The following is a 13,056-nucleotide window of genomic DNA, read 5'->3' as shown; positions in this document are numbered from 1 at the left end:
GTGCGCGCCACCGTCCTCTCTTCAATGTGAGGCGGCGAGGCTTTCAGACAAGAGGCGATAGAAGCGGGGTTACAGGGCGCCGATGGCTTCCCAGGGGAACTCCACCCATTCATCAGCTGGCGTCTGACGCCCGATGACGACGCCTGGCGCGCCGCCGGTCTTGTCCACCAGCGCCGCGACGATGGCGTCGGGATAGCGCGCCCGGACGGCTTCCAGCGTCCGCCCGGAATCAATGATGTCATCAATCACGATGGCGGCGCTGTCCGGCGCCGCGCCATAAGCTTGCATCGTGCCCTGCGCGCCCTCCACGCCGTCTGCATAGGACATCAGCCCGAGAGAGGTCATCTTGCGCAAGCCCAGCCGGTGCGCCACCAAGGCGGCGGGGATCAGCCCGCCCCGCGCCACGCCCACCAGCACCGTGTCAGGATCAATCGGACCATGCCGCTCGATCAGCTGATCGGCGATACTGGCGGACAGGCTTTCAATATCGGTCCAGCTTAGCTTGAGCATGAAGCGTCCCTTTTCATTCTGACGAAGCGACTTGCACCAACCGGTCCAGCGCCGCCTGAGCGTTGGAACACCAATAGCAGTCCTCAGCGCTCTGACCCAAGGTCAAAGCCTGCCGGTAATGCCGGCGCGCCCGCTCAAGCCGTCCGGTCTGCTCATAGGCGTAAGCCAGGCTGTCCTGCAAATTGCCCTCATCGGAATGAAGCGCGGCGTTGAGCTCCAGAAGAGCCAGCCCCCATGCCGCATGGCCCTGCTCGATCTGATGCAAGCCCGTCCGGTTCAGCACCCAGGCAGCTGGAACAGGATCGCCCGATCGCGCCGCCAGATAGGCGGGCAAGAGGTCAATATGTTCAGGCGTGTGGTCGGCCATGAAAGTCTGAACCAGCCGCACTGGCCCGCCATGCACGGGATCAGGCTCATAACGCGGATCATCCATCATGCGCGCGACCTCATACCCCATGCGGCCGACAGTACCGCGCGCTGCGTTGGTCATGTGAAGGATCAAAGTGTCCGTGCGCGGCCCGTACTGCACACTGACGAAGAAGACGCCATTACTGCCTGAATGGCTGATCCAGGGCTCGCCTGACGGCCGCCGCCCCACGCCCCAGCCATAGCTGTAATGCGTGAAGGTCGGCGGATAGGGATCATCAAGCGCCACCAAAGGCGCCTGCAACAAGGCGAGCGAGTCCGCGTTCAGCACGTCGCCCGCGTGAAGCGCCGTCATCCAGCGCAGCATATCGGCGGGGGTTGAGTGAAGCCCGCCATTGCCCAGCAGCCGATAGGAAACGGGCTCGGTCCGCCAGCGTTCGAGATAAAACAAACCTCGATCTGCACGGTCAGGATCGGCATGAAAATCGTCATATCCGCGCGCTGCGGTTTGGACAGACCAGTCCATCAAGCGATAGCCCGTCTGCGTCAGCCCCGCTGGCTCCAGAACCAACCGGCGCAGGGCGGTTTCATAGCCCTCCCCTGTGGCGCGCTCAATCACGATCGCGAGCAGGGAATAGCCGGCGTTCGAATACTCATAGCCGCTGCCCGGCGACCGGTTGAGCGGGCTGGCCCAAAGGGACGCCAGGAACTCTGCTTCAGATTTGTAAGGGTCTGAATCGCGCCCGTCGAAAGCCCCGTTTTCGTCTGACAGCCCCGAACTATGGGTCAGCAGCTGATGGATCGTAATGCCTGTCTTGTCCTCAGGCGCCTCTGGAAAGAAACGCTCCAGCGGATCATCAAGCGCCAACACGCCCTCCTCGGCCAGACGCAGTACGGCCGCCGACGTGAATTGCTTGGTCATGGACCCAATGTCGAACAGCGCGTCTTCGTGAAACGAAGCGCCGGAGCGCCGGTCCGAGGCGCCATGAGAGCCCTGATAGACCGGCACGCCGCCCTGATAGACCCACACAATGCCGGGCGTTGCGCCCTCGGCCATGGACGCTTGCACATACGCCTCGATCCGCGCCGACAAGGGCGCAGGAGCATAGGGCGCAGACCAACACGGCGCAGCGCCAAACAAGGCACACGCCACTCCCAGCCATTTCCAAAAGGACATGGCGACCTCCATACTTTTCATGATGTCAGAGACGAAACAGAGCTTGGCTATTTCCAGCGGAAGCTGACGAAGAAACAGCCCAGCGCGCCCAGCAAGAACATGATCGCCGGCGCCAGGAACCAGCGCAAAGGCGACGGGGTGATCACCAGCTCAGAGTCCACAGGCCGGAAAAACCGCTGTCCGCCCTCCACACGCTCCAGATAGCCGTTTGCGTGCATGTCGCGTGTGACGCGCACTTGCGGGTCGGCCCGTTCCATCATCGCGACCTGAAGGGCGCGAGCGGCGGCCTCGTCTGGCCGGTCTTCGCCCAGGTCCGACCGCAAGGTTCGATCCAGAATGGCGTAGACATTCATGTCTTCACCCGGCGCGATCACGCCCGGCGACGTGTAATGATAGACGGTGTATTCGTCGTCCTCAGCCAGGCTGAACAGCCCCAAAGAGGCCCCGCCCAGAAACACGCTGGCCACACCCGCCGCCAGCCAGCTGCGCGCCAGTCGTACGCTACGCGACTGAAGACTGATGACGGCTGCACGAACCTGCCCGATCTCACGCAACGCCTTCAGGCTGTCCGCATCAACTGATTGCGCCAGCGTCTCAGCATCAAACCCGTAGGCCGCCGCCAACCGTTCAAACACATCCTGCGAAGGGAAGGATTTCCCCGTCTCCAGCTTGGACAGATAAGACTGCTCGATATCGGCCTTGGCCGCCGCCTCCGGCTGGGTCCAGCCCTTGTCTTCCCGTCGGGCTCTCAGATAGTCGCCGAATTTCATCATCCGTCTCCGCTCAATGCGTACGCCAACCGTACGGTCATGTGCGCAGTCTTGGAAAGTCGGGGCGCGACTGACAGATGAATATCAGCGCCTATCGCATGAATATTTGAGCGTTTCAGGGGATATAGCGTCAACTGGCGCAAAAACGCGGCCTCCATGACTGGAGGCCGCGTCCTTGTATCAATCAGATGTGCGCCTCGGCTATTCGTTGTCGAAGCCGAAATCGGTCAGGCCGCCCGCCGTTGTAACGGCGAACCGGCGCATGCGGACCGTGTTGGCCAGCACCGCCGCATCGGCGCGGATGCGGAAGCTGAGATCGCCGCGGCTGAAGCTGCCGCAATCGGCGAAGTCGACCGCGCCGATGACATACTCGTTCCGTCCAGCCCGATTGGACCGCAAATTGATCGAGCAATCGGAATAGGCGCCGGTGAACTGGCCATTGCCGCCCGCGGCGTTGGCGATCGCCACCTCAATGGAGTCCGGCAATCCGCCATCAATGCCCGTGATCCGGAACACGCCCTGCGTGCCTGCCTGGGCGTCGCCCACCCACTCAAATGGTCCAAACACCACTTCTTCGCGGCCACCGGAGATCGCAGTCGGGCTCTTGCCTAGACCGTTCTCGGCGTCAAACCCGAAATCGGTGATGTCGCCCTGTGCGCCGAACGCAATGCGCCGCATCTTGACCGCGCTCTCCATACCCGAAAGCGAAGCCTGGATACGGAAGGTCAGATCGCCCCGACCGAACGCACCGCAATCGGCAAGGTCTTCACGCAGGATCAGATAATCGTTCGCGCCAGCACGCTGGGACCGGATCGCCAAGGAACAATCGGCCATCGTTCCCGAATAACCGTTGGCCGTCGCGTTGGCGATGGAAACATCAATGCGGGTGATCGAGCCACTGGCGATTCCGGCGATGCGGAATTGGTTGGAGGTGGGCGCCGTGCTGTCCCCCGTCCATTCAAACGGCCCTATGGTGACCTGTCCGACGCCGCCTCCAATGCTGACCGGAGCCTGTCCGGCGCTGGTCTGAGCGTCGATGTGGAAATCGGTCAGGGAGCCGCTGGCCTGACGGATCAGGCGTTGCATGCGCATATTGTCGATATCGCCGGGCGAATAATTGACCCGGCTGTCATCCGCTGTCACCCGGAAGCTGAGATCCGCGCGCCCGAACGATCCGCAATCGGCCAGGTCTTCAGGCAGGATCAGGAAGTCGTTCTCGCTGCGGCGAGCCGAGCGAATGGTCAGGCGGCAATCGGAATACGTCCCCGAATACCCCGGCTGGGAGGCGTTCGCGATCGCCACGTCAAGGGTCAGGGAATCACCCTGCAGGATCGGCGTCAGGCGAAACTCGCTACGCAAGGCGCCGTTGGCGTCATACGTCCACTCGAAGGGGCCATACTCGGCCTGAACGGTCGCTTGTGGCGCCGAGGCGTCACCCTGGGATGCGTCAGCATCTGAAGCCTGTCTGTCAAAGCTCGGCGAAGACGGCCCCGCCACAGACTGGATCCGGACGCCTGAGACGCCGCTGGTCGCCTGTCCCTGACCGCCTGAGGGATCGAAGGCGGCGTCAGTAATGCCGCCGCTGGAATTGAACAGGAACCGGCGCATGCGCACGCTGCCTGCATCAGCGGGGTCCACAGCCACATCGATATAAAGATCGCCACGATCGAACCGGGCGCAATCGGCGAAGTCAGCGCCGCCAATGATGTACTCATTGCCGGAATAGCGATTGGAGCGAATGGTGAAGTCACAGCGGATCGAAGCGTTGCTGACGGTCTGCCCCGCGGTGTCGCCCCAGCGCTCGATATCCGCGCTGATCGCGCTGGGCATGCCGGCGTTCAGTCCTACGACGCGGAAAATACTGGAAGTGCTCTGGTCGACGTCGCTGACCCATTCAAACGGTCCAAAGCGGACAGTTTCCTGACCCGCGGTCAGCGCGGTGGCCACGAACGCCGTCGCCTTCATGCGGATACGGGTGCTGGAACCATCCACGCCCAGAACCAGTTCGCCGGTGTTGAAAGCGTCACTCAAACCGTTGTCATTAATGCTCAACCGCAACTGCCCGGCGCCGTTCGCTGACAAGGTCAGAGCCGTTGCTGAAACCGGCGAACCGGACGGCGCTCCGGATCCGGAAAAGAATTCGGTGGTCAGCCAGCTGGGCTTGGAAATGACACGGACGGTGCGCGCCTGGAAACTGGCGTTGCTCAGAGCCCGCACGGCCGTGTTGAACGAAGAGACGTCACTATTGGTGTTGCGCGCGTCATAGCGTGTGAGCTCGTCCAGGCTGACGGAATTCACCACGCCCGCGCCATCACGCAAAAAGGTGTACGCGGCGTCGACCTGGATACGCGCATGAACGCGCTGGGTGGCGACATCCATCACCGGCTCGCCAGTGACCTGAAGCGCTTCCAGAAAATCAGCCACGCTGGCGCTGGGAAACGCCTCACGAAGCAGTGCGATGGCGCCGGCGACATGGGGCGTCGCCATCGAGGTCCCGTTTGAAGACGAGAACCAGTGACAGAACCCGTCAGAGTTCGGCGATGCGTCATTGATGACGCAATTCTGTCCCGGTGTAGGCTGTTCGGTGCCGAAGGCGGCCAGAATTTGCACGCCCGGCGCCAGCAGATCCAGATAATCCGCATCGTTGGAGAAGCTCGGCACATCATCGTTGTCATCAACGGCGCCGACCGAGATGGCGGCGGGAACGCAGGCTGGCGAGCTCAAGCCATTTCCGAAACCGTCATTGCCCGCGGCGACGACGACAGCCACGCCTGCGTCGGTCAGCGCATTCATGCTGGGCTCAATGCTTCGGCCAAGGCAGGGCGAGCTATTGGCTTCGGAACCACCCAGGCTCATATTGACAGAAGCCAGATTCAGCCTGTCGCGATTAATGTAGAGCCAGTCAAGAGCCTGAATCTGATCAGAGGTGTAAGAGCGCACGCAGGGCCCCTCAGGCGTTTCGCCTTCCTCGACGCAGCCTTCGGGCTCGACGCGGCTGAACACATTGACTGCGATGATGCTGGCGTTTCGCGCCACGCCGGACGCCGTACGGCCAGACGACAAACTCACCTGACGTCCTGCAGCCGTCGCAGCCACGTGGGTGCCGTGAAAACAACCATCTACGCCATTCTCAGAATCGAAATCATCTTCAACGCACGCATCCCCAGCATCCGCCGAATCAAGATCAATCTCGTTATCCAGCCCACTGGGGCATAGCGACGTGGACTCACCTGTATAAGTCGTATTGAAACATGCGCTGGCTGTAATGGCGGGCCCCACCATGGGGTGGTCTTTCTCCACCCCCGTATCGAGCACGGCGACTGCGACTCCGCCGCCCGAATACCCTTGCGCCCAGACCGCAGGCGCGCCGACTTGCTGCACCGACGTGTCCGTCAGCGGACGCGCGGGAGCATTGTCATAGATGCCCGCCACATCAGGATGAGCGCGCAACTCGGCAAGCTCTTCCGCATTCGCCAGGATCGCGAAGCCGGGCGTCAGCTCGAACGGCTCATATCCGTAAGTCCCGCCTTGCTCGCTGATTTCGTCAACTGCGCGGGCAAATACACGTCCGGTGACGGACCGGCGCATGTCGTCAATCCGCTGACGCATCATCTGACCGGCAAACCCCGGATCGCCCGCCAAGACGGTTTCGTCCTGTGACACATTCAGCATCACGATGACCGATGTCCGGTCGCCGGATTGAAGCCGGCTCGCCGCGCGGGAGGTGACAGGCCCGTCCAGGGCTTGAACAGCAGCGCCAACCGCTTCGGTTTGAGCCATGACAGGCGTAGTGCTGGACAGACAGGCGCCAAGGCCGAGAGCAGCGGTGATCAAAAGGGTCTTTTGCAGGGTCATTCCAGTGTGCCTCTAGCCGTCTGACCGGGCGCCCATCGGGCGTGCGGGAACATCTTCTTCAAGGGTGCGAACAGCGTCATGTCCAGCCAGACGCCGAGCTTCGTCAGCTGTCAGCCTTATCTCGAAAGCATAGGCCGAAATGAAGCTCTGACCATAATGGGGCAAGCCCGAACGCCCGTCAGCGGAAGCGGCGTATCCATCCGCGCCGAACACATCCGTCAGAACACGATCACGAGCCAGGTCAAGCTCCTGGCGGGCGCGCTCAGCCCCTTCCGGCGTCGAAATATCGCCGGCCCCGGCTTCAAGCGAGACAAGGTAGTTGGAGCGGTCCGCCATGGGTTGCTCTTGCGCGCCCGGCTGATCCGAGGCTGAAGGCGCGGCGCACCCCCCAGCAGACGCAAGTGCGGCGCTTAACGCCGCCATCACGATCAAAGATACTGAGTGTTTGCGCATGGTGATCCGCCCTCCCCTGAGCTTCGTCTGCGGCTTGCAGGCATGCAGGCATGCTGCCGGCGCCCCTATTTAGGCCCCTGCCTCCTGAATGCGCCATTAACGGGTTTTTCAAACGCCAGTTCAACCCTGGTAAGAACAGGCGAAACACAATTCGCGTCAGGAGAACCGCATGCGCTGCAAGCGACAGCGTGTCACAGCGTGAGCCTGTTCACATCACCCACAGATCAGGGGCGATACAGGCTTAGCGGAGCGTCGCCTTCCGCCTGGTGCTGAAACAAACCAACGAGATCCATCACCGGCATGGGGCGCGCCAGGCCAAAGCCCTGCGCCCAATCAGCGCCGAGCCCCTGCAGCGCTGGCAACATGTCCGCATCCTCCACGCCCTCGACCGTGCATTGCATGCCAAGGGTATGGGCCATCTCCACAGAGGAACGGACCAGCAAGCGATCACGATGGGAGTCATTGAAGTCTTGCAAGAAGAAGCGGTCGAGCTTCAGTTCATGCGCTTGCAAATCCTTCAGATAAGCCAGCGAAGACTGACCGACCCCATAATCATCAATGGACAATTTCACGCCGGCCCGAACCCATTGGTCCAGGGTGTGTGCGGCGCGTTTCATATCGTACACGATCGCGGTTTCCGTGATCTCGAAGATCAGCTGGCCCGGCGCTTGCGCCGCGATCCGGGCCGCAAGCGCGGCAAAATCGGGATCTGTGAGCAAGGCCCCTGAAATATTGATCGACAAAGCCACATCATGACCGGCTCTGGACAAGGCGAGCTGATCGCGCGCGATGCGTTTCAGCGCCCATTCCGTCAAACTCCAGATATGGCCGGTTTCTTCCGCCAACGGCACGAATTGACCGGGCGAGATGTTTCCCGTCTTGGGATCATGCCAGCGCGCCAGCGCTTCCGCCCCATCAAACTGGCCTGTGCGTAAATTCAGCTTGGGCTGATAATGCAGGTCCATATGGCCTTCGGAGATGGCCACGGCCATGCGGCTCATCAACGCCAGATTTTCAGACGGGTCGCCGAACGTCTTGGCGTCAAAACGCGCAAAGCCAACATGCGTCTCACGCGCTTGCTCCACAGCGATCATCGCTTGCTTGATGCAATCATCCCCCTCATAGGGCATGCCGCCGACCGTCACCGTCAGATCGATGTCAATGTCATCGATCTTGAACGGCTCCTGCACAAGCCGATGCAGACGCATCGCCACTTGCTCGAGATAATCTTCATCCAGCAAGGAATCCTGAGGGGCGTAGTCCAGGATCACGCCCAGATCGCCGTTGGCGATCAAACCGAGTTTCTCAGTCGCCGCATCCGTCTTCAGGCGCTCTGCCAGCTGCACGCACAAATCAGCGAAGGCACCAAAACCAAGCGCCCCGTTCAGGGCGTCCCGACGATTGATGCTGACCACCAACAACGCGACTTCACGATCCCGCGCCTCGGCCTTTGCGAGCGCACGCTCCAGCGCGCTGCGAGAGGGAAGCCCCGTCATGGCGTCGGTATAAAGCGCGTTTGCGAGGATCGCCTGACGCTCTTTGGACGCCCGGTAGAGATACAGGCTGAACAGCAAGGCGCCAAAAATGAGGGCCAGGGCCGCCCCTGCGCCGATCAGCCGGGTCCGGCTGCGGGCGGTCGCCAAGGCCAGATCTTGTTCCAGCCCTGTCGTGCGCAACTGGTTGATCTGCAACTCTTGCTCAGTGAATTCAAATTGCGCGGCCAGCAAGGCTGTATTGGCGGACGCAGCGATGTCGCGCGCAGCATCTTCAAGCCGCTTGAACGCCTGCGCATGTTCCAGCGCGCGCTCGAACTGGCCCAGACCCGTGTAGATTTCGACGGCGGTTTCATGAAAGTCCGTGAAGGGCTGGGTCGACGCCTCCAACGGCACGCCTTCAAACGTGCGCTGGATATCATCGCGAGCTGTTTCCAGTTCACCACGGCCCAGCGCCGTCTGCGCCCGCACGCCATACAGGAACCGGGACCATTCGCCCGCCTCACGGCCTTCAAACAGAGCAAACGCCCGATCGATCACCTCATCGGCTTCGTCATAAGCTGCATTGGCGGCATGCAAAGCGCCCAGATTGTTCAGGATGCGCGCCTGGAGCACCTGGCTGTCCATGGCTTCAGCGATCTGCAGCGCCGCCTGAAACGCAATCATGGCCTCGTCATAACGTCCCATTTCGCGATAGGCGTTCGCCATATTGTTTGAGGCGGCCAATTCCAGAATGGGATCTTCATACCGTTCGGCTGCATCGGAGAAATGCTGGATCGCCTGCTCGTACCGCCCGCCCGCTGAATAGATCGAGCCGATGGTCTGAAGCACAATGGACTGATTTCGCAGCGCGCCGATCTCAAGATAGATATCATAGGCGCGCCCCATGCTATCCAGCGCCAGCGCATAATCCCCACGGTCTTTTGCGATGCGTCCACGCGCCACCAGAAGGTCGGCGTAAAGCTGGGTGGGAGGCGGCGAGGCGCCCAACAGGGAAATGGCGCGATCCACCACCGGACTGGCGTCAGTCGCGCGTCCGAGCCGGGTCAGCGCTTCGCCTTGCAGCCAAAGCGCGGCCGCTACGGAATGCGCGTGTCCCTCAGTCCGATTGTTGGTTTCGGCCTGGGCTTCAGCAGCCTGGGCTTTGGCGAGAGCCTGCGCCGGATCCGCCATCATGGCGGCCTGGGCCTCTTCAATCAGAGCATCATAGGTAGAGGGCGTCGCTTGCCCGACCGCATGGGTCAAGCTGAAGCAGACAACAATGAGCGCGGCGAGTACAGCTCGCAACATCAGATGGCCCCATAAGAAATACCTAAGAATAAATTACACGTGTATTCTTAATATTCTTGGAATCATCCGCATCAGCATGAAGGCCGCACCTCCGGAACATGTCCGTCAGGTGCGGCCTCAAGCTCTTTAGAAGCGCAAGCGAGCCCGCATGCCGCCCGCCCAGCTGGCGCTTTGCGCCTGGAAGTCAGCGTTCGGGCCTTCAACCCGTCCGAAGGCGTTCAGGCTGAAACGGCCATCCATAGCGTCCAGGCCATAAAGCAATTCCATCGCCAGAGGCCGTTCGCCGCCCATGCTCCAGCGCTGTGTTTGCAGCCCTAAAGCGCCGGTTTCCGCATCCGCCACGGCAAGGCCTGAATACTCGATCACCCCTGTTTCCACATGCAGAGGCTGAATGAAGGACGCTCGCACGGCGTCACCGCGCCGCAAGATGTTCGTCCGGCTGAGCGACACCTGGAAAGCGGTGGACAGCGCCGGATCAGACAAGGTCATGATCCCGTCGCCATACTGCGTCGCCGCCGTCCGGGCGACAGCGCCCGAAACGCTGAGCTGCATCCTGTCGCCAACTCGCATGTCAGCGCCCAGGGTCAGAGCGTCGGTTTCAGAGCCGCCCTCAAACGCCAGAACGCCCAGCCCCTGACCGCCCAGCAGGGCCTCATCTTCTGACAGGTGGGTGTACCCAGCCTGCACGGAGGTCACGTCATTCAATTGATGACGCACATCCATAGCCAGAGCCGATGCGGCGTACGCGTCGAGCGTATCGAAGATCGCGGTGCGTTCGCCCGTCAGCGGATTGCTGAAGGCGTAGGAATCTCGCGTCGTGCTGGCCGCAAACGACAGGCGGGTATCCACGCCCATGTCAAAGCCAGCCATGGCGAACGGCCCGCCGGAAGCGTATCCCAAGAGCGGATTGACGCCGCCGGTTTCAGGGCGGAAATCACTCGCCAGCCCGAACCCGCTATCCTCGCTGAACGCCAGGGCGCCCTCGCCCACACCAAAGCGGACAACATATCCGGCTTCCGTATTTTCCAGCGCCATGCCGGCCTGGAACGGCAGATCGCCGTCCGCCCAGGCTTGCCCCGCGTCCAGGGATGACGCGAACGCGCTGACCACCAGGCCGTCGCGTTGGTCCACCACATAGGACTGCGCCGGACCCTGACGGAAGCTCGCGCCCAGAGGCTGGCCAACCCGCTCAAAGACATAACTCTGATTGGCCGCGGCCGCGCTGGCGCTGACCGCTTCATCGCCCAGGCTCAATTCCTCAAGCGTCATCTCAAAATCGCGATACGTGTCGCGCAGATCCTCAAAGACCGTGATGCTGGAGTCATCCGTCAGGTCAAAGCGCGCCTTCAGCAGGCCCACTTCGCTGGCGTCCACACGCTCGCCCCGACGGGTGACCGCATACAGATTCTCGCGGTTGATCGGCCCCATAGCCGCCTGCACGTCCAGCAGGCCGCGGCCATAGACCGGGTCAACGCCCGGCGCGCCCAGATCCTGTGTGGTGGAGAGCAGCACTTCGGCGATATCGCCCGCCTGCAACCAACGCCACTCGCCTTTCACCAGCGCAGCCGCGCCAGTCACCAGAGGCGCCGCAAAGGACGTACCGGACAGGCGCACATAGCCGCCCTGGCCGTCAGGCATCAGGATCATCTCGCCCGGCGCCACCAGGAAGCGGTCCATCAGACGCGATCCCTCGGCGCAGCGCCCCCTCACTGCGAAGCAGGCGTCGCCCGGCCTGTTGGAGAAGTTTGAAATCTCGCCAGACGGGCTGACCGAGCCCACGATCAGCAGGTTTTCAACGTTCCGGACATCGGTCCAGTTCACGTCGGTCGTCTGAGTGACGCCGTCATTGCCCGCGGCGAAGACGAACAGGGTCTTGTCGGCGAACATCGAGACCCAGCGATCCGACAACACGTCCGCCCAGCCTTCATTAAAGGTCCAGCCCGGCAGGCCGAGCGACAGATTCATGATGCTTGAGGTCATCACTTGTTGGCGTACGCTCGAGCGCACATCGGTCCAGTTCGTGCTCAGGCTCTCATCAAACGGATTAGATAACGTCATGAGCACGTTGGGCGCGACGCCCATCAGTCCTTCACCGTCATGGTCTGCGCCGATCAGGCTGGCCACAGCCAGACCATGGTTGAAATCGAGATAATCCCGGCCGTTATTGTTGCCTGTCAGGCCTGAGATCCGGGACGGCACTGAGAAGTCGACCAGACCGACGAGCACCCAGGAACCGCCGCCCGCCTCTTGCGCCAGGCGCGGCGTCCAGTTGATCGCCGGCATCCAGTGATCCACATGGTCGCGACCGGAATAGCGCATCAGCCCGTCATAGAATTCCAGGAAGAAACGGGCGCGGTCTTCGGCGTCGAGCCCTTCCAGAGAGCGCGCATCATTCAGATCAATGCCAAAGCGTGCGGTCAGCTCGGCCTGGAAACCGCTTTCAAAATCCGTCCCCGTCACGCCTTGATAAGCTGGGCCGAAGATGTCTTCCGCCCGGTCAAACAACGCGTTGAGATCGGTCAGGAGCGTGCCGTACTCGCCGTCATTAAAGGCGCCGATATCGCCCCAGAAGGCGTCGATATCACCCCAGAACGGCCCGATATCGCCCCAGAACGCGCCGATATCACCGTAGAACGCGTCGATATCGCCGTAGAATGCGTCGATGTCACCATAGAAGGCGTCGATGTCGCCCCAGAAGGCGTCAATATCGCCGTAGAACGGACTGATATCGCCCCAGAACGGACTGATATCGCCCCAGAATGGGCTGATGTCGCCGTAGAACGGGTTGATGTCGCCATAAAACGGATTGATGTCGCCGTAGAACGGATTGATGTCCCCGTAATAGGGAGAGATCAGACGGATGGGTTCCTGATCACTGTCATCGGGCTTCTTGCCGTTGTGCGCCAATGCGCCGGCGGAGAGCGCCAGGCTCAAGGCCGAAGCCGAAACTGCGCTCATCAGAAAAGTGTTCAGTGTCCGATTTGTCATTTTGGCGACCTCCAGACCACGACGATAAGGGATCACTCTGTTCTACCGGGCTAACAGATGGGGTTAATAAACCATGAATTCATTGCTATGCTTAGCAAATATTAAAGCACTTGCGCAGGCGCAAACCCCCAAGGCTTACAGTCCTCTACGTCAT

The 13,056-nt window shown here is 61.4% G+C and carries 7 protein-coding genes; all 7 read right to left on the bottom strand.

Annotation, left to right across the window (positions count from 1 at the left end):
• Positions 1-69: 69 nt before the first annotated feature.
• The 7 genes from G405_RS0112920 to G405_RS0112890 all read right to left on the bottom strand — a co-directional run bounded on the left by G405_RS0112920 (position 70) and on the right by G405_RS0112890 (position 12,872).
• Positions 70-510 (bottom strand): phosphoribosyltransferase, encoded by a 441-nt coding sequence (locus G405_RS0112920; RefSeq protein ID WP_022701940.1) that lies wholly within the window; start codon positions 508-510, stop codon positions 70-72.
• 13 nt (positions 511-523) lie between these two features.
• Positions 524-2,053, bottom strand: a complete 1,530-nt coding sequence (locus G405_RS16680) for a serine hydrolase domain-containing protein (RefSeq protein ID WP_169447528.1) — start codon at positions 2,051-2,053, stop codon at positions 524-526.
• 47 nt (positions 2,054-2,100) lie between these two features.
• Complete coding sequence (locus G405_RS16675; RefSeq protein ID WP_022701938.1) at positions 2,101-2,826, bottom strand: helix-turn-helix domain-containing protein; 726 nt, start codon at positions 2,824-2,826, stop codon at positions 2,101-2,103.
• A 198-nt stretch (positions 2,827-3,024) separates the two neighbouring features.
• Positions 3,025-6,678, bottom strand: a complete 3,654-nt coding sequence (locus G405_RS16670; protein WP_022701937.1) for a S8 family peptidase — start codon at positions 6,676-6,678, stop codon at positions 3,025-3,027.
• Positions 6,679-6,690: 12 nt separating this feature from the next.
• Positions 6,691-7,131 carry a hypothetical protein gene (locus G405_RS0112900; RefSeq protein WP_156861541.1) on the bottom strand — a complete coding sequence of 147 codons (441 nt, stop codon included), beginning with the start codon at positions 7,129-7,131 and terminating at the stop codon, positions 6,691-6,693.
• A gap of 224 nt (positions 7,132-7,355) precedes the next feature.
• Entirely contained in the window at positions 7,356-9,914 is a 2,559-nt protein-coding gene (locus G405_RS0112895; RefSeq protein ID WP_022701935.1) for an EAL domain-containing protein, read from the bottom strand.
• Positions 9,915-10,040: 126 nt separating this feature from the next.
• Positions 10,041-12,872, bottom strand: a complete 2,832-nt coding sequence (locus tag G405_RS0112890; protein ID WP_022701934.1) for a S8 family peptidase — start codon at positions 12,870-12,872, stop codon at positions 10,041-10,043.
• Between the last annotated feature and the right edge of the window lie 184 nt (positions 12,873-13,056).

The organism is Oceanicaulis alexandrii DSM 11625 (assembly GCF_000420265.1).
Lineage (GTDB): Bacteria > Pseudomonadota > Alphaproteobacteria > Caulobacterales > Maricaulaceae > Oceanicaulis > Oceanicaulis alexandrii.
Note: the sequence above shows the minus strand (reverse complement) of the source record. Positions and strands in the feature narration are given on the sequence as shown.